The organism is Geodermatophilus sp. SYSU D01180 (assembly GCF_054050415.1).
The window spans coordinates 143941-166643 of sequence record NZ_JBJGZH010000008.1 but is presented as its reverse complement, the minus strand read 5'-3'; the positions used below and the strand labels follow the sequence as shown (position 1 = coordinate 166643).

Annotated in this window: 20 protein-coding genes and 1 tRNA gene; 19 read left to right on the top strand and 2 right to left on the bottom strand. The window is 75.2% G+C overall.

Translation table 11 applies throughout. The annotated features are described in order from the left end of the window. Positions 1–29: 29 nt before the first annotated feature. The gene (locus ACI8AA_RS10160; protein WP_457044335.1) at positions 30–821 is read right to left on the bottom strand and encodes a trans-aconitate 2-methyltransferase; all 792 of its coding nucleotides are present in this window, start codon (positions 819–821) and stop codon (positions 30–32) included. A 91-nt stretch (positions 822–912) separates the two neighbouring features. On the opposite strand from ACI8AA_RS10160, the gene tmk reads away from it, so the two are divergent. The 10 genes from tmk to ACI8AA_RS10110 all read left to right on the top strand — a co-directional run bounded on the left by tmk (position 913) and on the right by ACI8AA_RS10110 (position 13148). Beyond that, positions 913–1569 carry a dTMP kinase gene (gene tmk / locus ACI8AA_RS10155; RefSeq protein WP_457044343.1) on the top strand — a complete coding sequence of 219 codons (657 nt, stop codon included), beginning with the start codon at positions 913–915 and terminating at the stop codon, positions 1567–1569. Then, positions 1566–2741, top strand: coding sequence for a DNA polymerase III subunit delta' (locus ACI8AA_RS10150; protein ID WP_457044334.1), 1176 nt, complete (start codon positions 1566–1568; stop codon positions 2739–2741). Before tmk ends, ACI8AA_RS10150 begins: the two co-directional genes overlap by 4 nt. Positions 2742–2798: 57 nt before the next feature. Then, positions 2799–2871, top strand: a tRNA-Thr gene (locus ACI8AA_RS10145). A 465-nt stretch (positions 2872–3336) separates the two neighbouring features. After that, a complete protein-coding gene (locus ACI8AA_RS10140) occupies positions 3337–5070 on the top strand; it encodes a glycosyl hydrolase family 28-related protein (protein ID WP_457044333.1) in 1734 nt (577 codons plus the stop codon). 75 nt (positions 5071–5145) lie between these two features. Then, a complete protein-coding gene (locus tag ACI8AA_RS10135) occupies positions 5146–5595 on the top strand; it encodes a helix-turn-helix transcriptional regulator (protein ID WP_457044332.1) in 450 nt (149 codons plus the stop codon). Between the two features lie 5 nt (positions 5596–5600). Next, positions 5601–6008 carry a VOC family protein gene (locus ACI8AA_RS10130; RefSeq protein ID WP_457044331.1) on the top strand — a complete coding sequence of 136 codons (408 nt, stop codon included), beginning with the start codon at positions 5601–5603 and terminating at the stop codon, positions 6006–6008. A gap of 133 nt (positions 6009–6141) precedes the next feature. Beyond that, on the top strand, positions 6142–8529 hold the full coding sequence (locus ACI8AA_RS10125) for an ATP-binding cassette domain-containing protein (protein ID WP_457044330.1): 2388 nt from the start codon (positions 6142–6144) through the stop codon (positions 8527–8529). 123 nt (positions 8530–8652) lie between these two features. Continuing rightward, on the top strand, positions 8653–11535 hold the full coding sequence (locus ACI8AA_RS10120) for an EAL domain-containing protein (protein ID WP_457044329.1): 2883 nt from the start codon (positions 8653–8655) through the stop codon (positions 11533–11535). Between the two features lie 191 nt (positions 11536–11726). Further along, the gene (locus tag ACI8AA_RS10115) at positions 11727–12374 is read left to right on the top strand and encodes a flagellar brake protein (protein ID WP_457044328.1); all 648 of its coding nucleotides are present in this window, start codon (positions 11727–11729) and stop codon (positions 12372–12374) included. A gap of 27 nt (positions 12375–12401) precedes the next feature. Beyond that, positions 12402–13148, top strand: coding sequence for an SAM-dependent methyltransferase (locus ACI8AA_RS10110; RefSeq protein ID WP_457044327.1), 747 nt, complete (start codon positions 12402–12404; stop codon positions 13146–13148). 94 nt (positions 13149–13242) lie between these two features. Here ACI8AA_RS10110 and ACI8AA_RS10105 read toward each other — a convergent pair whose 3' ends face one another. After that, the gene (locus tag ACI8AA_RS10105) at positions 13243–13734 is read right to left on the bottom strand and encodes an inorganic diphosphatase (protein ID WP_387987239.1); all 492 of its coding nucleotides are present in this window, start codon (positions 13732–13734) and stop codon (positions 13243–13245) included. A gap of 68 nt (positions 13735–13802) precedes the next feature. Here ACI8AA_RS10105 and dacB point away from each other — a divergent pair, with 68 nt between their 5' ends. From dacB to folK, 9 genes are all read left to right on the top strand, one after another. Beyond that, positions 13803–15224 carry a D-alanyl-D-alanine carboxypeptidase/D-alanyl-D-alanine endopeptidase gene (gene dacB, locus ACI8AA_RS10100; protein ID WP_457044326.1) on the top strand — a complete coding sequence of 474 codons (1422 nt, stop codon included), beginning with the start codon at positions 13803–13805 and terminating at the stop codon, positions 15222–15224. 40 nt (positions 15225–15264) lie between these two features. Continuing rightward, positions 15265–16350 (top strand): zinc-dependent metalloprotease, encoded by a 1086-nt coding sequence (locus ACI8AA_RS10095; protein WP_456936725.1) that lies wholly within the window; start codon positions 15265–15267, stop codon positions 16348–16350. A gap of 12 nt (positions 16351–16362) precedes the next feature. Continuing rightward, on the top strand, positions 16363–17373 hold the full coding sequence (tilS, locus tag ACI8AA_RS10090; protein ID WP_457044325.1) for a tRNA lysidine(34) synthetase TilS: 1011 nt from the start codon (positions 16363–16365) through the stop codon (positions 17371–17373). Beyond that, positions 17370–17957 carry a hypoxanthine phosphoribosyltransferase gene (gene hpt / locus ACI8AA_RS10085; protein WP_387987227.1) on the top strand — a complete coding sequence of 196 codons (588 nt, stop codon included), beginning with the start codon at positions 17370–17372 and terminating at the stop codon, positions 17955–17957. Before tilS ends, hpt begins: the two co-directional genes overlap by 4 nt. Positions 17958–18318: 361 nt before the next feature. Next, positions 18319–20355, top strand: coding sequence for an ATP-dependent zinc metalloprotease FtsH (gene ftsH, locus ACI8AA_RS10080; protein WP_457044324.1), 2037 nt, complete (start codon positions 18319–18321; stop codon positions 20353–20355). Then, complete coding sequence (gene folE / locus ACI8AA_RS10075) at positions 20352–20969, top strand: GTP cyclohydrolase I FolE (RefSeq protein WP_457044323.1); 618 nt, start codon at positions 20352–20354, stop codon at positions 20967–20969. Before ftsH ends, folE begins: the two co-directional genes overlap by 4 nt. Next, positions 20966–21829: a dihydropteroate synthase gene (gene folP / locus ACI8AA_RS10070; RefSeq protein WP_457044322.1), complete on the top strand. Its 864-nt coding sequence runs from the start codon at positions 20966–20968 to the stop codon at positions 21827–21829. The genes folE and folP overlap by 4 nt, the downstream gene beginning before the upstream one ends. Continuing rightward, entirely contained in the window at positions 21822–22199 is a 378-nt protein-coding gene (gene folB, locus ACI8AA_RS10065) for a dihydroneopterin aldolase (RefSeq protein ID WP_457044321.1), read from the top strand. The genes folP and folB overlap by 8 nt, the downstream gene beginning before the upstream one ends. After that, entirely contained in the window at positions 22196–22699 is a 504-nt protein-coding gene (gene folK, locus ACI8AA_RS10060) for a 2-amino-4-hydroxy-6-hydroxymethyldihydropteridine diphosphokinase (protein WP_457044320.1), read from the top strand. The genes folB and folK overlap by 4 nt, the downstream gene beginning before the upstream one ends. The last annotated feature ends 4 nt before the right edge of the window (positions 22700–22703 follow it).

The window sequence follows — 22703 nt, the reverse complement described above, 5'->3', positions numbered from 1 at the left end:
CGACAGAGTGGCAACTACTTTCCACTCCGTCAAGTAGTTGCCGGCCGGGACCCGACCGCGAACACCCGGCGGAAGGGCAGCACCGTCGTCCCGTCCGGCCGCGCGGGGTAGGCCGCCTGCAGCGCCGCGGCGTACTCGGCGGTGAACGCGGCGGCGTCGGCGTCGTCCAGCAGCGCCAGCACCGGCCGCAGCACCGTGCCGCGCACCCAGCTGAGCACCGGGTCGGCGCCGCGCAGCACGTGCAGGTAGGTGGTCTCCCAGACGTCGGCGGACAGGCCCGCCGCCGTGAGGACGTCGAGGTAGCCCGCCGGGTCGAGCACCGGGTCGGGCGGGGGAGCGACCGTGGCCAGGGGGGGCGCCCACCGCGGCGCGGTGCACAGGCCGGCCAGCAGCCGGTGGGTCGGGGCCCGGTGGTTGCCGGGCACCTGCAGCGCCAGCCACCCGCCCGGCGCCAGGTCGCCGGCCCACCGCGCGAGCAGGTCCGCGTGCCCGGGCACCCAGTGCAGGACGGCGTTGGTGACCACGACGTCGACCGGGCCGTCCGGCCGCCAGTCGCGGACGTCGCCCGGCACGAACCGCACCCGCCCGGGGACGGCGTGCGCGGCCGCGGCGGCGAGCATCTCGGGCGAGGAGTCGACGCCGGTCACCCGAGCGCCGGACCAGCGCCGCGCGAGCGAGGCGGTCAGCTCCCCGGTGCCGCAGCCCAGGTCGACGACCTCGCGGGGCTCCTGCGCGTCCACCCGGGCCACGAGGTCGGCGAACGGCCGCGCCCGCTCGCCGGCGTGGCGCAGGTAGGCGGCGGGGTCCCAGGCGGCGGTCACCCGCCCGACCGTAGGACCCAGGGAGCGTCGTCCCCGGCCGGTACCGTGGACCGGCCGACGCCCACCCGCCACGACTCCCCGGGAGCACCCGATCGACGCCACTGGTCGCCTGCCCGGCCGCGGCCTGTTCGTCGCCTTCGAGGGTGGGGAGGGCGCCGGGAAGTCCACCCAGGTCCGGCGGCTGTTCGACTGGCTGGGCGTGGTCGAGGTGCCGGCGCGGGTGACCCACGAGCCGGGCGGCACACCGCCCGGCGCCCGGATCCGCGCGCTGCTGCTCGACCCGGCCAGCGCCGGGTTGTCCCCGCGGGCCGAGGCGCTGCTCTACGCCGCCGACCGCGCGCACCACGTCGACACGGTGGTCCGCCCGGCGCTCGACGCCGGCGAGGTGGTGGTGACCGACCGCTACGTGGACAGCTCGCTGGCCTACCAGGGCGCCGGCCGGGCGCTCGCCCTCGACGAGGTCCGGCGGCTGTCGGCCTGGGCCACCGGCGGCCTGGTGCCCCACCTCACCGTGCTGCTGGACCTGCCGCCCGAGACGGGCCTGGCCCGCGCCCGGGGCCGCGCCGCCGCCGACCGGCTGGAGTCGGAGTCGGTGGAGTTCCACGAGCGGGTGCGCGCCACCTTCCTCGCCCTCGCCGCCGCCGAGCCCGGGCGGTACCTCGTGCTCGACGCGCAGCACCCCGCCGACGAGCTCGCCACGGCCGTCCGCGAGCGGGTCGCCGCGCTCATGCCGGGGAGGGTGGCGTGACCACGGCCGACGGCGTCTGGGCGGAGGTCATCGGGCAGCCGGCGGTCGTCGCGGAGCTGCAGGCCGCCGTCGCCCAGCCCGCGGCCATGACCCACGCCTGGCTGTTCACCGGGCCGCCCGGCTCGGGCCGCTCGGTGGCCGCGCGCGCCTTCGCCGCCGCGCTGCAGTGCCCCGCCGGCGGGGACGGCACCTGTCATCAGTGCCGGACCGTCCTGGCCGGCACCCATTCCGACGTCACGGTCATCGTGCCCGACGGCCTCTCGATCGGGGCCAAGGAGGCCCGAAGTCTCGTGTTCGTCGCGGGCCGCGCGCCATCGCAAGGGCGCTGGCAGGTGATCATCGTCGAGGACGTCGACCGAATGAGCGAACACGCAGCCAATGCCGTGCTCAAGATGATCGAGGAGCCGCCACCTCGCACAGTGGTGATGCTCTGTGCCCCGAGTCTGCACCCGGACGACGTGAAGGTGACGATCCAGTCTCGTTGCCGAGTGATGACATTGCGGACACCAGGGGTGGACGCCATCGCTGACGTACTGGTTCGCCGGGACGGCATCGATCCAGCCCTTGCTGCTTGGGCGGCCGGTGCGTGCGGAGGTCACATCGGCCGGGCCAAGCGACTGGCGGAGGACGAGGCCGCGCGGATCGCGCGAAAGTCGGTGCTCGACATCCCGTTGTCGCTGGTGTCCCTGGCTGCCTGCCTCAACGCAGCGGGTGATCTGGTCAATGCGGCACAGGAGGAGACGAACGCGGCCGCCGAGGAACTCGATGGACCGGAGACCGAGGCGCTCAAGGCGAGCCTGGGGATGGGCGCACGAGGCCCGGGTGTGGTCGCCGCCAACCGCGGAGCGGCTGGGCAGCTCAAGGAGTTGGAGAAACGGCAGAAGTCGCGTGCCACCCGGATCGGGCGAGACTCGTTCGACCGCGCGCTTGTCGACCTCGCTGCCTTCTACCGGGACGCGCTCGTCCTCGCCGCGGCTCCCGAGGTGGAGTTGCCGCTCAACCACCCCGACCGGCGGGCCGACGCCGAGGAGCTCGCCCGGCGGATCGGCGCCGAGGGTGCGCTGCGCCGGATCGACGCCGTCCTGGCCTGCCGCACCGCGCTGGAGCAGAACGTGAAGCCGCAGGTCGCCGTCGAGGCGCTGACCGTGGCGCTGCGCCTGCCCACCACCTGACCGCCGGGCCTGCGCGGGCGCGGCCGACCGGTGTCGTACTCTGGACGCCGCACGCCCGCCGCCTTAGCTCAGTCGGTAGAGCATCTCACTCGTAATGAGAAGGTCGTCGGTTCGATTCCGACAGGCGGCTCACCTGCAGCGGCCCTCCCCTCCCGGGGAGGGCCGCTGTCGTGTTCCCGGGCCGGATCGATGGGACGGTTGTGACGGCAGGGGCAGGGCTGCCGGTCTGACGACTATTTCGTGACTCACCACGCCCGCGCGGCTACGTTCTGCTTCGAGCCGTCCGGTCGGAGACGACTCCGCGGGCCCTGATCCTGAGCGCTCCGCGGGGGGACGCGGGCGGCGGAACGGCACGTCAGCGCGCGTCCCGGTCGTCCCGGGCCGCGGCGGCTGACGGCCCCGAGCAGCGGGCGTCCCGGCCGAGCGGCCACCGGGACGTCGCGTCCGCGCGCCCCCGGACCAGCGTCGGTCCGTCGCGTCCCGGCACCGGGACGGGGGTGCGGGGCGGCCCGCCCGCCCGGGAGCACTGCGCGGCCGCGCGCACGGCGAAGGCACTCCCCCCGACACGCAGGCAGGTACGGACATGCGTCCCCCCGTGGAACCCCCGTCCCCCGACCACCCCCACCGGGCGCCCGCCCGCCCCGGCACCGGCCGGGCGCGGCTGTCCGCGCTGCTGCTCGTGGTCGCCGTCGCCCTGGGGGTGACGGCCACGACCGCGGCCGTGCGCACCGTCCCCGCGGCCGGGGACGGCACGGAGACGGCGAGCGCCGCCGCGCGAGGACCCGTGCACGGCAGCCGCTCGTCGGTCCGCACCCACGGCGCGCGGGCCGGGGCGCGGACGCCGGCGGCCGCCCCGTCCGCCCCGTCGAGCGCCCCGGCCCCGGCGCCGTCCAGCAGCTCGGCCCCCGTGCCGCCGAGCAGCCCGTCCGCCCCGTCCCCGGCCGGGCAGCCGGCGCCGGCCGGCGTCAGCGTGGCCGGCTACGGCGCCCGGGGCGACGGGCGGGCCGACGACGCACCCGCGATCCGGGCCGCCCTGGCGGCCAACCAGCACGTGTACATCCCGGCCGGCACCTACCTCCTGGCGAGCTTCGAGAGCCCACGGCAGACCCGGCTCCACGCCGACTTCGTGTTCTCGCTGCGCAGCGGCCAGACCGTCACCGCCGACCCCGGGGCGGTGCTGCGCTTCGCCGACGGCGTCATCGTGGACTCGCCGACCCTCTGGGGCGGCAACCTGTTCATGGTCGACGGCCAGTCCGACGTGACGATCTCCGGCGGGACCTGGGACTTCAACGGCGCCCGCAACCTGGTCCGGCCCGGCCAGACGATCACCGGCTACGGCGTCTACACCTACGGCGCCCGCAACGTCACCGTCCAGGACGTGACCATGCAGGACACCCCGGGCCAGAACTACGTCGTCATGCAGGGCCGCGGCGAGGGCTTCCGCGTCCTGCGCTCGACGTTCCGCAACGGCGGCACCTCGCTGCCGGCCAACCGCAACCAGGTCGACTTCTCGGCCATGTACTTCACCGGCGCGGACGTCACGGTCGACCAGGTGCACGTCACGCACGACCAGCAGCCGTGGTCCTACGCCGGCGGCGTCGAGCTGCACGGCACCCGCAACGCGGTCACCAACAGCACGATCGAGAAGAGCTGGCCGGGCGTCTACGTCGGTCCCGACGTCGCCTCGCGGCTGGAGGTCATGGAGGACACGGTCGTCACCGGCAACCGGTTCCTCGAGGTGGGCCGCGCGCTGGTCTTCAACGCCGAGGGCACCGGGGCCATCGACGGCGTCGAGTTCTCCGGCAACACCGTGCACACGACGTCGTTCCCTGCCCTCGGGGCCGGCCGCGGCGTGGACCAGGACGCCCCGCCGGACGGCAACTGGACCTACCACCACCTGATCACCGGCCTGGACGTCCGGGACAACGACTTCTTCGACGACGACGGCCGGACCGACTCCGGCATCCGCCTGTCGCAGATCCACAGCGGCACGATCACGCAGAACCGCTTCCACCAGTTCTCCGGCGCGGTGCTGCGGCTCGGCGGCTCCCCGTGGGGCACCCGCGGGGTCACCTTCGCCGACAACACCGCCACCTGGCTCGGCAGCAGCGGCGTCCCGGCGATCACGCTGAGCTTCACCCCGCACGACGCCGACGGCATCACCATCGCCCGCAACCGGGTCACCCGGACGACGGGGAGCGGCTCCGCGTGCGGTGTCTACCTGGAGGGCGCCGCGGTGACCTCCACCGCCGTCACGGGCAACACGTTCGCGAGCATCGGGCTGCCGACCTGCGGCCCCGACGCCGCCCGCCTGGCCTACTCGGCGTGAGCGCCGGCCGCCCCGGTCCGACGGCCCGGGGCGGCCGGCGCCCGTCCGTCCCCGGCTTCGGGCACCATCCGGCAGGTGACCAGCAGACCCGACGACGAGCAGCGCCTGCGCGACCTCGCGCGGCTGCGTCGCGTCCGCGACCGGATCGACCGGGAGTACGCCCAGCCGCTCGACGTCGAGGCGCTCGCCCGGGGCGTGCACGTGTCGGCCGGGCACCTCAGCCGCGAGTTCCGCCGCGCCTACGGCGAGTCGCCGTACTCCTACCTGATGACCCGGCGCATCGAGCGGGCGATGGCGCTGCTGCGCCGCGGGGGCCTGAGCGTCACCGAGGTCTGCTTCGCCGTCGGCTGCTCGTCGCTGGGCACCTTCAGCACCCGCTTCACCGAGCTGGTCGGCATGCCGCCGAGCACCTACCGGCGCCTCGCGGCCGAGTCCACCGCCGGCATCCCGGCGTGCGTCGCCAAGCAGGTCACCCGACCGGTCAGGAATCGAGAAGCCCCGGTGGGGACGCCGTCCCTAGCGTGACCGCCATGGACCTCACCATCCACTACACCTTCCTCCCGCACGACGACCCGGAGGCCTCGCTGGCCTTCTACCGCGACACCCTGGGCTTCGAGCTCCGCAACGACGTCGGGTACGGCGGGATGCGCTGGCTGACCGTGGGCCCGCCCGGCCAGCCGACCTCGATCGTCCTGCACCCGCCGGCGGCGGACCCGGGCGTCACCGACGAGGAGCGCCGCACCATCACCGAGATGATGGCCAAGGGCACCTACGCCTCGATCGTCCTGGCCACGAAGGACCTCGACGGCGCCTTCGAGCGGCTGCAGGCCGGCGACGCCGAGGTCGTCCAGGAGCCGGCCGAGCAGCCCTACGGCGTCCGCGACTTCGCCGTCCGGGACCCCGCGGGCAACCTCGTCCGCGTCCAGGAGGCCGGCTGAGCCGCCCGCCGTCCCGAGGGCACGACGCCCGCCCGGGTCCAGCCGGACGGGCGTCGCCCCGTGCCGGCCGTCACCCCCACCAGGTAGACAGCGAGCGCGCCGTCGACGCAGGCGCCCACCGGATGGAGACACGATGAGCACCGCCACCAGCACCGACCGGCAGGCGTCCGGGTCGCACGCGGCCGACTCCCACGACCTCATCCGCGTGCACGGCGCGCGGGAGAACAACCTCAAGGACGTCAGCGTCGAGCTGCCCAAGCGCCGGCTGACCGTGTTCACCGGCGTCTCCGGCTCGGGCAAGAGCTCGCTGGTGTTCGGCACGATCGCCGCGGAGTCCCAGCGGCTGATCAACGAGACCTACAGCGCCTTCGTGCAGGGCTTCATGCCCACGCTGGCCCGTCCCGATGTCGACGTCCTCGACGGCCTGACGACGGCGATCATCGTCGACCAGGAGCGGATGGGCGCCAACCCGCGCTCCACGGTCGGCACCGCCACCGACGCCAATGCGATGCTGCGCATCCTGTTCAGCCGGCTCGGGCAGCCGCACGTCGGCGGGCCCCAGGCGTTCTCCTTCAACGTCGCCTCGATCAGCGGCGCCGGCGCGGTGAAGGTCGAGCGGGGCGGGCGCGAGGTCAAGGAGCGCCGGGAGTTCAGCATCACCGGCGGCATGTGCCCGCGCTGCGAGGGGATGGGCCGGGTCAACGACATCGACCTGTCCGCCCTCTACGACGAGCGCAAGTCGCTCGACGAGGGCGCGCTGACCGTCCCCGGCTACAGCATGGACGGCTGGTACGGCCGCATCTTCGCCGGCGCGGGCCTGCCCATGGACAAGCCGATCGCGCAGTTCACGGAGGAGGAGCTGGACCGGCTCCTGTACAGCGAGCCGACGAAGATCAAGGTCGAGGGGATCAACCTCACCTACGAGGGCGTCATCCCCAAGATCCAGAAGTCGATGCTGTCCAAGGACGTCGACGCGATGCAGCCGCACGTCCGCGCCTTCGTCGAGCGGGCGATCACCTTCACCACCTGCCCCCAGTGCGGCGGCTCCCGGCTCAGCGAGGCCGCCCGGTCGTCGAAGATCCGCGGGGCCAGCATCGCCGACCTCTGCGCGATGCAGATCAGCGACCTCGCCGGGTGGGTGCGCGACCTCGACGAGCCCTCCGTGGCCCCGTTGCTCACGGCGCTGCGCGAGACGCTGGACTCCTTCGTCCAGATCGGGCTGGGCTACCTGTCCCTCGACCGCCCCTCGGGCACGCTGTCCGGCGGCGAGGCCCAGCGCACCAAGATGATCCGCCACCTCGGCTCCGCCCTCACCGACGTCACCTACGTCTTCGACGAGCCCACCGTCGGCCTGCACCCGCACGACATCCAGCGGATGAACGACCTGCTGCGGCAACTGCGGGACAAGGGCAACACCGTGCTCGTCGTCGAGCACAAGCCGGAGGCGATCGCCATCGCCGACCACGTCGTCGACCTCGGCCCCGGGGCCGGGACCGCCGGCGGCGAGGTGGTGTTCGAGGGCACCGTCGAGGGGTTGCGGGCCAGCGGCACGCTGACCGGGCGGCACCTCGACGACCGGGCCGCGCTCAAGACGTCCGTGCGCACGCCGACCGGCGCGCTCGAGGTCCGCGGCGCCCGCACGCACAACCTGCAGGGCGTCGACGTCGACATCCCGCTCGGGGTGCTCGTCGTCGTCACCGGGGTGGCCGGGTCGGGCAAGAGCTCGCTGGTCCACGGGTCGGTGGCGGGCCGGGAGGGCGTGGTGACCGTCGACCAGACCGCGATCCGCGGCTCGCGACGGAGCAACCCGGCCACCTACACCGGGCTGCTGGACCCGATCCGCAAGGCGTTCGCCAAGGCCAACGGCGTCAAGCCCGCGCTGTTCAGCGCCAACTCCGAGGGCGCCTGCCCCACCTGCAACGGCGCCGGCGTCGTCTACACCGACCTCGGGATGATGGCCGGCGTCGCCACCCCCTGCGAGCAGTGCGAGGGCCGGCGGTTCGACGCCTCGGTGCTCGAGTACCACCTGGGCGGCCGGGACATCAGCGAGGTGCTCGCGATGCCGGTCGCCGAGGCGCGGGAGTTCTTCGGCTCCGGCGAGGCCCGCACGCCCGCCGCGGCGAGGGTGCTCGACCGGCTCGCCGACGTCGGGCTCGGCTACCTCACCCTCGGCCAGCCGCTCACCACGCTGTCCGGCGGCGAGCGGCAGCGGCTGAAGCTGGCCGCGCAGATGGCCGACGAGGGCGCCGTCTACGTGCTGGACGAGCCGACCACCGGCCTGCACCTCGCCGACGTCGAGAACCTGCTCGCCCTCCTCGACCGGCTCGTCGACTCCGGCCGGTCGGTGGTCGTCATCGAGCACCACCAGGCGGTCATGGCGCACGCCGACTGGATCGTCGACCTCGGTCCCGGGGCCGGCCACGACGGCGGCCGGATCGTCTTCGAGGGCACGCCCGCGGACCTGGTCGCCGCCCGCTCCACCCTCACCGGCGTGCACCTGGCGGCCTACGTCGGGGCCTGAGGACGAGCTCCCGGTCCCCTCTCTTCGAGGGGGACCGGGGAGTCGCGGACTCAGACAGGAACAGGAACGGCCGATACCCCCCTCGTCGGCGCCCGCACCAGAGGGCGCCGGAGGAGGGGACCCATGCACCACGACGCCGGTACGTCCACGCTCAGCACCCGACTGGTCCTGCGGCTGGCCGCCACCCTCGGAGGAGACGGCTCGGTCGACCGGGTGCTGGCCCGGGCCGGGCTCAGCGACCGGCGGGCGGAGCTCGAGGGCCTGCACGGCCGGGTGCCCTACGGGGTCAAGGCGGCGCTCCTGGACGCGGTGGCCGCCGAGCTCGGGGACCCGGGGATCGGCCTGCGCCTCGGGGAGGCCGCCCTGCAGGACCCGGCCCTGGCGCCGTTCCGGGCGGTGGTCCGGGCTCTCGGCTCGCCGGAGGCCGTGCTGCGCTCGGTGTCGCGGGTGTCCACACGGCTGGACACGGCCGCGGTCTTCCGCTGCCTCGGTGCGGATCCGGGCACCGCTCGCGTGGGGTGGCGGGTCCTGCCGCCGAACGTCCCGAACCGGGTCGACTGCGACTACAACACCGGGATGCTCCGGCAGGTGACCGTCGTCTTCGGCCTCCCCGCGGCGGAGGTGCGGCACACGGCCTGCCAGGTCGACGGCGCGCCCGAGTGCACCTACGAGGTCAGCTGGACGCCGCGCCGCGGGGCGTCCCGCTGGTCCCGACGGCGACGTCGCCCGACCCGGCCGAGCCTCGACGCGGCGCTGCTGTCCGACGAGCGGCTGGGGATCCTGCAGGACGCCGTCGGCGACCTGGTGTGCGGCGCGGACCTCGAGCAGACCCTGGGCCGGGTCACGTCCCGGGCGGACCGGGCGCTGCACGCCCCCGGACACCTGCTCGACGTCCGCCTGCCGGACGGGACGCGGCACGTCCGCGCGCGCGGCCTCGGGACGCGGGTCGCCGAGCACCTCGGTGACACCGTGCTGGAGCCTGGGCTGCAGCGCGTCGGCGAGGGCGAGGTGCTGGCCGTCCCGGTGGCCACCGCCGACCGCGGGTACGGCGTCCTCGCCGCCGTCCTCCGGCCGGGCCAGGCGTTCTTCCCCGAGGACGAGGCGATCCTGGCCGCCTTCGCCCGGCACGCCGCGGTGGCGCTGCGCACGTCGGCACTGCTCGCCGAGGCCCGGGAGCACGAGGAGACCGCACGCCTGCTGCTCACCGTGGCGCGGTCCCTGGCCGGCCAGCGGTCCGTGCGGCGCATCGCGCAAGCCGTCGCCGAGGCCGTGCCGGTGCTGTCGTCCGCCGACCGCTCGGCGGTCGCCCTGTGGGAGCCGGGCCGGGAGTCGGTGCGGGTCGCCGGGGCCAGCGGCTGGAGCGGTGAGCTGGGGGACCGCATCGCCCGGTACGTGACCGACACGTCGCAGAGCCCGGAGCTCTGCGAGATCGTCCGGCACGGCCGGCCGATGCTGGTCGACTCCTCGGGCTCGCCCTGGGCGCGCGACCTCCTGGAGCAGTTCGGGGTGCGGGCGATGGCCGGTGTGCCGATCGCCGTCGACGAGCGGTTCGTCGGCATCGTCCTGGCCCACTGGGTCCACCGGGACCCGCCCACCGTGCTCGGGGAGTCGCTCGTCGAGCGACTCTGGGGCCTGGCCGGCATCGCCGGCGTGGCGCTCGAGAACACCCGGCTCGCCGGGGAGGTCGAGTGGCAGGCCACGCACGACGCCCTGACCGGACTGCCGAACCGGGAGGCGTTCGAGTCCCGCCTCCGGGAGCTCGCGGGGGACGACGGGCACGCCGCGTGTGCGGTGCTCCTCTGCGACGTCAGCCGGCTGACCAGGGTCAACGAGAGCCTGGGCCACGAGGCGGGGGACGAGGTCCTGCGCCAGGTCGCCGACCGGCTCCGGTCCGTGTCGCGCGACGGTGACCTGCTGGCCCGCTACAGCGGCGACCAGTTCGTCGTCGCCCTCCCCGGTGTCGCGGCGACGGGTCTCCCGGCACTCGTCGACCGGGTCACCGCGGCCGTCGCGGCGCCGGTGACGGTGGCCGGCGGGGACGTCTTCGTCGAACTCGTGACCGGCGGGGCAGCGACGCGCACCGGGCTCCCGGACGCGCCCCCGTCGGTGGCCAGGGACCTCGTCGCCCGGGCCGCCGAGGACCTGCAGCGGGCCAAGGCCCGGCTGCACGGTGGCCGCACCGCGCAGCTCGCCTCGGCGCACGAGCTGCGGCTGGAGAGCGACCTGCACGGCGCGCTCGGGCGTGGGGAGGTCGCGGTCCACTACCAGCCGCAGGTGGACCTGCTCACCGGGCGGGTGGTGGCCGTCGAGGCGCTGGTCCGCTGGCACCACCCCGCGCTCGGTTCCGTCCCACCGGACGTGTTCGTCCCCCTGGCCGAGGCCGGCGGGCTCATCGGGGACCTCGGGGCGCACGTCCTCCGCGAGGCCTGCACCACGGTGGCCCTGTGGCGGCGGGGAGGACTGGACCTGGACGTGGCCGTGAACGTGTCCCCGCTGCAGCTCGCCGACCCCGGTTTCGCCGACCTGGTGGAGGCCACCCTGCGGGAGACCGGGCTGCCGTGCCGGGCGCTGACGGTGGAGGTCACCGAGAGCCAGGTGCTGTCGGAGGCCGCGGTGCGCAACGGGCACCTCGGGCGCCTGCGCGGACTCGACGTCGGCGTGTCCGTCGACGACTTCGGCACCGGGTGGTCCTCCCTGGCGCAGCTGCGCCGGCTCCCGGTGACGGAGGTCAAGATCGACCGCTCCTTCACGGCCGGGATGGCCGACGGCGACGGACCCATCGTCGCGGGCGTCGTCGGTCTCGGGCACGGCCTCGGGCTCCGCGTGGTCGCCGAGGGGGTCGAGACCAGCGAACAGGCCCGGCAGCTCGCCGCCCTCGGGTGCGACCGGGTGCAGGGGTACCTCGTCGGCCGGCCGGCACCGGCAGGGGAGCTCGCGCAGCGACTGCACGCCGGCCCGGTCCTGCCGGTGGACGTACCGCGGCCGCGGGTGCCCGTCGCCGGCTGAGGCCGCCGGCGTGCCCACGGGCATCGGCCGGCACCTCCCCTGACGGGGTGGAGGGACGAACGCGTGGCCGTCCGACTGGAGTCCCGCGTCCTCCCTGCCGATGCAGCCGGGGAACGTGACCGCGAGGAGCTGCCGCGTGTCGGTGGTCCGACGCCGTCACGTGCGGAACCAGGTGAGCGAGGAGAGCGACGATGGGGACGCCGGGAGTCGACTACCCCGAGGACAGGGCCGTGCTCGACGTGAAGGCGGTCAGCCGGGACGACGTGCTGACCAGCTTCGTCGAGGAGGCGACGGGCGGCGAGCTCGTCGTCAGCGTCGGGGAGGACGCCTCGCGGCGCCGCGTCCGCCTCGACGTCGGCGAGCGCTTGGAGCTCATCTGGCGGGGGCCCGAGGAGTTGCGCTCGCTGCCGGTCGAGCTCGTCGAGGTCCGTACCGGCGACGCGCCGACCTGGCGACTCCGGGTCGTCGGCCCCGCCTCGCGGGGGCAGCGGCGGTCCGCGGTCCGCAGCCCCCTGTCGCTGCCCGTCGAGCTGGGCGCCGGCGAGACCCTGCTGTCGGGGACCACCGTCGACCTCAGCGAGGGCGGGACGCGCTGCATCCTCGGCGGCAAGCGGGAGGTGGGCGCGGCCCTGGAGGTCGGCGCGGTGCTCCCGGTGACCGTGGACCTGGACGGCACCCGGGTGTCGGCCAAGGCCGAGATCGTCCGGCGTCACCCGCGCGAGGACGAGCGCACGGAGCTGTCGCTGCGCTTCGTGGGCCTGGGCGAGAAGCGCGAGGACCTCATCCGCCGGCGCGTGTTCGCCGAGCTGCGCGACCTGCGCTCCCGCGGCCTCATCTGACCCGGCGGGCTGCGCCAGACTGCCGGCGTGGACCGAGCCCTCCTCAGCGCCGTCGCCCACCGCTGGCACCCGGTCGCGGCCCCCGTCGCCGACGACGCCCTCGCCCGGCTGGTCGCGCGGCTGGCCCCGCCCGAGGACGGCCGGGTGCTCGACCTCGGCTGCGGCTCCGGCGCCTGGCTGCTGCCGCTGGTGGCCGCCCACCCCGGCGTCGTCGGCGTCGGTGTGGACACCTCCGCGCCCGCCCTCGACGCCGCCCGGGACCGCGCCGCGCTCGGCGGCCTCGTCGGCCGGGTCGAGTTCGTGCAGGCCGACGCGGCGGCCTGGCGCGGCGGGCAGTTCGACGTCGTCGTCTGCATCGGCGCCACGCACGCCTTCGGCGGACCGGCCGGGACCCTCGACGCGGTGCGCGGCCACCTGCGCCCCGACGGCCGGGTGCTGTTCGGCGACGGGTTCTGGGAGGCCGGGCCCGGTGAGGCGGCGCTGGCCGGCCTCGGCGCCGAGCCCGGCGAGCTGCCGGACCTGCCCGGGCTGCTGGCCGAGGTGACCCGGGCCGGCTTCGAGCCCGGCTACGGCCACCTGTCCACGCTCGCCGAGTGGGACGAGTACGAGTGGTGCTGGACCGGCGCGGTCACCGAGTGGGCGCTGACCGAGGCGGCGGGGGAGGACCGCGCCGCCGCGCTGGAGGCCGCGCGCACGCACCGGCGGCAGTGGCTGGAGGGCTACCGCGGCGAGCTGGGGTTCCTGACCCTCGTCCTGCACGACACGAGGCACTGACACGACGACGGCGGTGCACCCCGCGCAGGGGTGCACCGCCGTGCGTCGTCCGTCGTGCGCTCGGAGGGCCGGTGGATCGCCCCGGGGGCGGCGGTCAGTGGCCGCCGGCCTCCTGGGCCCGCTTGATGGAGGCGTCGATCTCGGCCTGGGCCTCGGCCCGGCCGACCCACTCGGCGCCCTCGACCGACTTGCCCGGCTCGAGGTCCTTGTAGGTCTCGAAGAAGTGCTGGATCTCCAGCCGGTCGAACTCCGAGACGTCGGTGATGTCCTGCAGGTGGGCCATGCGCGGGTCCGTGGCCGGGACGGTGAGGACCTTGTCGTCCCCGCCCTTCTCGTCGGTCATCCGGAACATGCCGATGGCGCGGCAGGTGATGAGGCACCCGGGGAAGGTCGGCTCCTCGAGCAGCACGAGGGCGTCGAGCGGGTCGCCGTCCTGACCCAGGGTGTTCTCGATGTACCCGTAGTCGGCCGGGTACCGCGTGGAGGTGAACAGCATCCGGTCGAGCCGGATGCGTCCGGTGGCGTGGTCCAGCTCGTACTTGTTGCGCTGGCCCTTGGGGATCTCGATCGTCACGTCGAACTGCACGGCACGTAGTGTGGCCCACCGGTATCAGGCCCACCGGCGCAGGTCCGCCCCGGGGTCTCGTACGGGGGGTGGGCAGCATCGCGCCGAACGGTCCGACGACGGTCACGCCGAGCTACCGGCGGCTGCGCCGTCGCCTGCTGGTCAGCGCCCTGGCGGTGCTGGTGGTGGCCGCGCTGGTCGTCGGCGGGGTCCTGTTCCTGACCCGGGACGACGACGCGACGGGCGCCGCCGCGGGGCCCGCCGCGGTGCTGCCCGACGTCGGCGACCCCGCGCCGGTGCTCGCCGCGCTCTCCTCCGAGGCGCCCACCCCCGACCCCGACGTCCTCGCCGCCGAGCTGGGCCCGCTGCTGGCGGTCCCGGCGCTGGCCCGCGGGGTGAACGCCGAGGTGGTCGACGTCGCCACGGGGGAGACGCTGGTCGACCAGGGCGCCGGCGACCCGGTGACCCCGGCCTCGACGGCCAAGCTGCTCACCTCCGTCGCGGCGCTGACCGCCCTGGACCCCGACGACACGCTCGAGACGACGGTCGTCGCCGGGTCGGCCCCGGACGAGGTCGTCCTCGTCGGCGGCGGCGACCCGACCCTGTCCACGACCAGCCCGTCGCTCACCTACCCGGGTGCGGCCACCGTCGCCGACCTCGCGGCCCAGGTGCGGGCCGCGCTGCCGCCGGGCACGACGGTGGGCCGGGTCGTCGTCGACACGTCCCTGTTCGAGGGGCCGCTGACCGCGGAGGGCTGGGGGCCGGAGGACGCGCCCTCGAGCTACGCCGCCCCGGTCACCGCGGCCGCGGTGGACGGCGCGCGGGTGGTCCCGGGGGAGAACGCCCGCAGCGGCCAGCCCGGCACCGACGCCGGGCGGGCGCTGGCCGAGGCGCTCGGCGTCCCGGGCGCGGCCGTCGAGCTCGGCGAGGCCCCCGACGGCGCGACGACGCTGGGCAGCGTCCGCTCGGCGCCGGTCGCGCGGCTGGTCGAGCAGGCGCTGTCGCAGTCGGACAACCTGCTGGCCGACTCGCTGGCCCGCCACGTCGCCCTGACCCGCGGCCTGCCGCCCACCTTCGAGGGCTCGGCGGAGGCGGTCACCGGCGCGCTGGCCGACGCCGGCCTCGACACCAGCGACGTCGAGCTGTACGACGGCAGCGGGCTGTCCCGGCTGGACCTGGTGACCCCCGACCTGCTCGCCGACGTGGTCGCCGGCGCCGCCGACGGCTCCCTGCCCGGCGCCTCGGCGGTCGTCTCCGGGCTGGCCGTGGCCGGCTACGACGGCACGCTCGCCGACCGCGGCGACGCCGACCCGGCCACCGCCCCCGGCGCGGTGCGCGGCAAGACCGGCACGCTGCTCGGCGTGCACGCCCTCGCCGGCACCGTGGTCACCGCCGACGGCCGACTGCTGGCCTACGCGCTCGTGGCCAACGGCACCACCGGCGGCGGCGGGCCCGAGGAGGCGGCGCTGGACGCCGTGGCCGCGGCCCTGGCCGCCTGCGGGTGCCGCTGAACGGGGCCGACGCCCGGGCTTTCACGCGTACGGTGAGGCGATGACGAGCAGCGCACTGGTCGACTGGGAGCTCGCCGGGCGCACCGCCCGCCGCCTGGCCGGGCCCGGGCCCGCCACCACGCGGGAGGAGGCCGCCGCCGTCGTCCGCGAGCTGCACGAGGCCGCCGCGGCCGCCGTCGCCCACGTCGAGGGCCTGACCGGGCTGCACCCGGTGGCGGGCGGACCGGTGCCGGAGGTCGCCGTCGTCGACCGGCCCGGCTGGATCGACGCCAACACCACCGGCATGGCCGCCCTGCTGGACCCGCTGGTCACCGCGCTCACCGAGCGCTCGGAGAGCCGACCCGGGCCGCTGGCCACCGCGATCGGCTCGCGCGCCACCGGCGTCCAGGCCGGCGGGCTGCTGGCCTTCCTGTCCTCCCGCGTCCTCGGCCAGTACGAGGTGTTCGGCACCGGCGGGCGGCTGCTGCTGGTGGCGCCGAACGTCGTCGACGCCGAGCGCAAGCTGGGCGTGGACCCGACCGACTTCCGCATGTGGGTGTGCCTGCACGAGGTCACCCACCAGCTGCAGTTCACCGCCTTCCCGTGGCTGCGCGACCACCTCGAGGCGCAGATCGCCGAGTTCGTCGAGGCCACCGACCTCAGCCCCGACGCGCTGCGCGACCGCATGTCCGACCTGGTCCGCGGCATCGCCGACGCCGTCCGCGGCGGGGACGGCGACGAGGGCTCCCAGGGGCTGATGGCGCTGGTGCGCGACCCCGAGCAGCGCGCCGTCCTCGACCGGGTCACCGCGGTGATGAGCCTGGTGGAGGGCCACGCCGAGTTCGTCATGGACGGCGTCGGCCCGGACGTCGTCCCCTCGGTCCGGACGCTGCGCAAGCGCTTCGCGCAGCGCCGCAAGGGCCGCGGCCCGCTGGACCGCGTGCTGCGCCGGTTGCTGGGCCTGGAGCAGAAGATGAAGCAGTACGCCGACGGGCGGACGTTCGTCGGCGGCGTCGTGGACCTCGTCGGCATGGAGGGCTTCAACCGGGTGTGGACCGGCCCGGAGACCCTGCCGCTGGTCGAGGAGCTCACCGACCCCGCCCGGTGGGTCGAGCGGGTGCACGGCCGCCCGGCCGTGACCGCCTGATCCCGGGGCGCGGTGAGCGGCCCGCCGGTCCCGGTCGCGCAGGTCCGCAGCGCCGTCCGGCCGGGCCTGCGGGCGTCCGGGCAGCCGGTGCTGGTCGCCGTCAGCGGGGGAGCGGACTCCCTCGCGCTGGCCGCCGCGGTCGCCTTCGAGGCCCCGCGCGCCGGGGTGCCCGCGGGCGCGGTGACCGTCGACCACGGCCTGCAGCCGGGCTCGGCGCGGCGCGCGCGGGACACCGCCGACCTGCTGCGCGGGACGGGGCTGGACCCGGTGCTGGTCGTCCCGGTCGAGGTGGGCGCCGAGGGCGGCCCCGAGGGCGCGGCCCGCGCCGCCCGGTACGCGGCCCTGACCGGGTGCGCGCGGGAGCACGGCGCGCGGATCGCCCTCGGCCACACCCTCGACGACCAGGCCGAGACCGTGCTGCTCGGGCTGGGCCGCGGCTCGGGCCCGCGCTCGGTGGCCGGGATGGTGACCGAGCGCCCGCCGTTCTGGCGGCCCCTGCTCGGCGTCCGCCGGGCCACCACCCGGGCCGCCTGCGCGGCCCTGGGCCTGCCGGTGTGGGACGACCCCTGGAACACCGACCCCGCCTACCGCCGCGCGCGGCTGCGCGCCGAGGTGCTGCCGCTGCTGGAGGACGTGCTCGGCGGCGGCGTCGCCCCGGCCCTCGCCCGGACCGCGGAGCAACTGCGCGAGGACCTCGACGCCCTCGACGCGCTGGCCGGCGGCCACCTCGCCCGGCTCGCCGGCCCGGACGGCCTGCCGGTCGCGGACCTGGCGCCGCTGCCGGCCGCGCTGCGCCGCCGGGTGCTGCGCGGGTGGCTGCGCGGGTCGGGGGTCGGCGACCTGCAGGCGGTGCACCTGGCCGCGGTCGACGCGCTGCTGACCGGGTGGCGCGGGCAGGGGCCGGTGGCCCTCCCGGGCGGTGCGGAGGCGCTCCGGGCGTCTGGCAGGCTGGTGCTGCGGCCCGCCGGCTCCCGGGGCGGGAGGGCCGGAACCGCCCCCGACCCCGAGGAGCAGGCCCCGTGAGCGAGACCGCGTCGACCCCTGTCGTGCTGGGGCCCGACCACGGCTACGGCCCCGACATCGACCACGTGCTGCTGTCCGAGCAGCAGATCCAGGACAAGATCACCGAGCTGGCCGACCAGATCGCGCGGGATTACGAGGGCCGGGAGGTCCTGCTCGTCGGCGTCCTCAAGGGCGCGGTGCTGTTCATGAGCGACTTCGCCCGGGCGCTGCGGCTGCCCACCCAGATGGAGTTCATGGCCGTCTCCTCCTACGGCAGCTCCACCAGCTCCTCCGGGGTCGTGCGCATCCTCAAGGACCTCGACCGGGACATCTCCGGCATGGACGTCCTCGTCCTCGAGGACATCATCGACTCCGGGCTGACCCTGTCCTGGCTGCTCAAGAACCTCGGCAGCCGCCGGCCCGCCTCGCTGGAGGTGTGCGCCCTGCTGCGCAAGCCCGACGCGATCAAGGTCGAGGTGCCGGTGCGCTACGTCGGGTTCGACATCCCCAACGAGTTCGTCGTCGGCTACGGCCTCGACTACGCCGAGCGCTACCGCGACCTCCCCTACATCGGGACGCTCAAGCCCGAGGTCTACGCGTCGTAACCGGTCGGCCCACCGGCCGACACCGCGACCAGGTGCCCAGAAGGACCTCGGCGCCCCCCACGCCTCGCACGCTCGGCGCGAGCCCCTGCACCGAGGCCGACCGTCGCACCCGTCGCGAAGCCCTCCGGGCCCCACTCGGGCACGACACCGCCCTGTCGGGCGGGGTCCCCAGGACGGGGGAGGGCACAGCACCCGGGCAGCTCGCACACAGGGGACGCGCAGCCTCTCCGGTGTACCGTCGACCGCAACGACGCTGCCCCGAGCGCCCAGGTGCCCGCCCGGGTCGCGCGGAGCGTCACCGGACGCGATCAGGAGGGTCGACGGGCCAGGCCGGAGCCCCCCGGCCGCCCGGCATCGGTGTATGGAACGCAAGAAGATCTTCCGCTCCGTGTGGTTCTGGGTCGTCCTCGTCGTCCTGGTGGCCCTCGGGCTGTCCACCTTCCTCGGCGGCGGCTCCAGCTACGAGCAGGTCAACACCTCGGTCGCGCTGCAGCAGATCGAGGACGGCAACGTCGAGTCGGTCACGATCAACGACAAGGAACAGACCCTCGACCTCGACCTGCGCGACCCCTACGAGGGCAACGACCAGATCAGCGCGTCGTACCCGATCGGGGCCTCCGACGACGTCTTCGCCCTGGTCTCCGGGATCGACGCGAACGGCCAGAGCACCGGTGACGGCGTCGACTTCACCACGAACGTCACGCAGGACAACGTCTTCGTCAGCGTCCTGATCAGCTTCCTGCCCTTCCTCATCCTCCTGCTGCTGCTGTTCTGGCTGTTCAACTCCATGCAGGGCGGCGGCCGCGGCGTCATGGCCTTCGGCAAGTCCAAGGCCAAGACCGTCAGCAAGGACATGCCGAAGACGACGTTCGCCGACGTCGCCGGCGCCGACGAGGCCATCGAGGAACTGCAGGAGATCAAGGACTTCCTCGCCAACCCGGTCAAGTTCCAGGCCGTCGGCGCCAAGATCCCCAAGGGCGTGCTGCTGTTCGGCCCGCCCGGCACCGGCAAGACGCTGCTGGCGCGCGCGGTGGCCGGCGAGGCCGGCGTGCCGTTCTTCTCGATCTCCGGGTCGGACTTCGTCGAGATGTTCGTCGGCGTCGGCGCGAGCCGGGTCCGCGACCTGTTCGAGCAGGCCAAGCAGAACGCGCCGGCGATCATCTTCGTCGACGAGATCGACGCCGTCGGCCGGCACCGCGGCGCCGGCATGGGCGGCGGCCACGACGAGCGCGAGCAGACGCTCAACCAGATGCTCGTCGAGATGGACGGCTTCGACGTCAAGGGCGGCGTCATCATGATCGCCGCCACCAACCGGCCGGACATCCTCGACCCCGCGCTGCTGCGCCCCGGCCGCTTCGACCGGCAGATCGCCGTCGACCGGCCCGACCTCGAGGGCCGCAAGCGGATCCTCGAGGTGCACGCCAAGGGCAAGCCGCTCGCCCCCGACGTCGACCTCGAGACCGTCGCCCGCCGCACCCCCGGCTTCACCGGCGCGGACCTGGCCAACGTGCTCAACGAGGCCGCGCTGCTCACCGCCCGGCAGGGCAACTCGGTCGTCACCGACGCCACCGTCGAGGAGGCGATCGACCGCGTCATCGCCGGCCCCGAGCGCAAGACGCGGGCGATGAGCGAGAAGGAGAAGAAGGTCACCGCCTACCACGAGGGCGGGCACGCCCTGGTGGCGCACGCACTGCCCAACCTCGACCCCGTGCACAAGGTGACGATCCTGCCGCGCGGCCGCTCGCTCGGGCACACGCTCGTCCTGCCGACCGAGGACAAGTACACCCAGACCCGCTCGGAGATGATCGACACCCTCGCCTACGCCCTCGGCGGGCGCGCGGCCGAGGAGCTGGTCTTCCACGAGCCGACCACCGGTGCCGGCAACGACATCGAGAAGGCCACCTCGATGGCCCGCGCGATGGTCACCCAGTACGGCATGAGCGCCAAGCTGGGCGCGGTGAAGTACGGCAGCGGCGACTCCGAGCCGTTCATGGGCCGGGACATGCACACGCGACCGGACTACTCCGAGGCCGTCGCCGCCGACATCGACGCCGAGATCCGCGCGCTCATCGAGGCGGCGCACGACGAGGCCTGGGAGATCCTCGTGGAGTACCGGGCCGTGCTCGACCAGCTCGTCCTCGAGCTCATCGAGAAGGAGACCCTCTCCAAGGAGGACATGGCCCGCATCTGCGCGCCGGTCACCAAGCGCCCGTCGCTGGCCCCCTACAACGGCTTCGGCAAGCGCACACCGTCGGACCAGCCGCCGGTGCTGACCCCCGCCGAGCGGGCGGCCCAGGCGAACGGCGCCAACGGCCACGGGGCCACCGCGGCCGGCAACGGGCTGGTCAAGGGCGGCAACAACCCGGTCGGTGACGTCGGCGCCCCCGTCCAGAGATGAGCGAGATCCCGGAAGAGGCCGAGGACGAGGTCCGTCCGGACTACTCGCGGGTCGACTCGGCGCGGGCGGAGGCCGCCGTCCGCGAGCTGCTGCTCGCGGTGGGCGAGGACCCGGACCGGCCCGGGCTGCGGGACACCCCCGCCCGGGTCGCCCGGGCCTACGCCGAGACCTTCGCCGGGCTCTGGCAGGACCCGGGCGAGGTGCTCGCCACCGTCTTCGACGAGGACCACGACGAGATGGTCCTGGTCCGGGACATCCCGATGTACTCGACCTGCGAGCACCACCTGGTGCCCTTCCACGGCGCCGCTCACGTCGGCTACATCCCCGGCGACGACGGCCGGGTGACCGGGCTGTCCAAGCTGGCCCGCCTGGTCGACGTCTACGCCCGCCGCCCGCAGGTGCAGGAGCGGCTGACCCGGCAGATCGCCGACGCGCTGGCCGACCACCTCAAGCCGCGCGGGGTGATCGTCGTCGTCGAGGCCGAGCACCTGTGCATGGGGATGCGCGGCATCCGCAAGCCCGGGTCGACGACGGTCACCTCGGCCGTCCGCGGCATGTTCCGGGAGAACGCGGCCACCCGTGCCGAGGCGATGAGCCTCGTCCTGGGCCGGTGACCGGCCGCCGCGCCGAGCTCCTGCACCCGGGCCGGTGCGTGGTGATGGGCGTCCTCAACGTCACGCCCGACTCCTTCTCCGACGGCGGCTGCTTCGCCGACACGGCGTCCGCGGTCGCGCACGGCCTCGCGATGGCCGCGGCGGGCGCCGACTACGTGGACGTCGGCGGTGAGTCCACCCGCCCGGGCGCCGACCGCGTGGACGCCGCCGAGGAGCGCCGCCGCGTCGTCCCGGTGGTCCGTGAGCTCACCGGCGCCGGCGTGCGGGTCAGCGTGGACACCACCCGCACCGAGGTCGCCGAGGCGGCGCTGGAGGCCGGGGCGGTCCTGGTCAACGACATCAGCGGCGGGCTGGCCGACGACGGCATGGCCGCGCTCGTCGCCGACGCCGGCGTCCCGTGGGTGCTCATGCACTGGCGCGGCCACAGCCGGGAGATGTACGCGCAGGCCACCTACGGCGACGTCGTCGCCGAGGTCTGCGCGGAGCTGTCCGTCCGGGTCGACGCCGCGCTGTCGGCGGGCGTGGACGCCGCCCAGCTCGTGCTCGACCCCGGCCTGGGCTTCGCCAAGCAGGCGGCGCACAACTGGGCGCTGCTGGCCGCGCTGCCCCGGGTGGTGTCCCTCGGCCTGCCGGTGCTGGTCGGCGCCTCCCGCAAGTCCTTCCTGGGCCGCCTGCTCCCCGGTCCCGACGGCGCGCTGCGCCCGGCGCCGGGACGCGACGCCGCCACCCTGGCCACCACCGTCCTGGCCGCGGAGGCCGGCGCCTGGGGCGTGCGGGTGCACGACGCCGCCGGCTCGGCCGACGCCGTGCGCACCGTGGCCGCCGTCCAGCACGCCCGCGAGGAGGCCCGCCGTGATTGACACCCGCGTCCCGGACCGGATCGCCGTCCGCGGCCTGACCGCGCACGCCCACCACGGCGTCTACGGCTTCGAGCGCGAGAACGGGCAGACCTTCTCCGTCGACGCCGTCCTGGAGCTGGACACCGCGCCCGCCGCGGCCGGGGACGACCTGACGAAGACGGTCAACTACGCCGAGCTCGCCCAGCGGCTGCACGCCGTCCTCACCGGGGAGCCGGTGGACCTGCTCGAGACCCTCTGCCAGCGGCTGGCCGACGTCTGCCTCGCCGACCCGCTGGTCGACGCCGCCGAGATCACCGTGCACAAGCCGCAGGCCGACCTGGGCGTCCCCTTCGACGACGTCACCGTCACCATCCGGCGGACGCGGTCGTGACTCGCGCGGTGCTCTCCCTCGGCGCCAACCTCGGCGACCGCGCGAAGGCGCTGCGCACCGCCGTCGAGGCGCTCCGGGCCGACGGCCTGGTCGCCCGCTCGACGCTGTACGAGACGCCGCCCTGGGGGCCGGTCGAGCAGCCGCCCTACCTCAACGCGGTGGTGTTCGTCCGCGGCGACCGCGACGCCACCGGCTGGCTGGCGCGCGCCCACGAGCTGGAGCAGGCCGCCGGGCGCACCCGCGAGGTGCGGTGGGGCGCGCGCACGCTCGACGTCGACGTCGTCACGGTGACCGCCGACGACGGCACCCCGGTCCTCTCCGACGACCCGGCCCTCACGCTGCCGCACCCGCGGGCGCACGAGCGGGCGTTCGTGCTGGTCCCCTGGCTGTCGCTGGACCCGACCGCGGTGCTGCCGGGGCACGGGAAGGTGGCCGACCTGGTCGCCGCGCTCCCGCCGGAGGACGTGGCCGCGGTCGTGCGCTGGGAGCACCTGCATTGAGGCC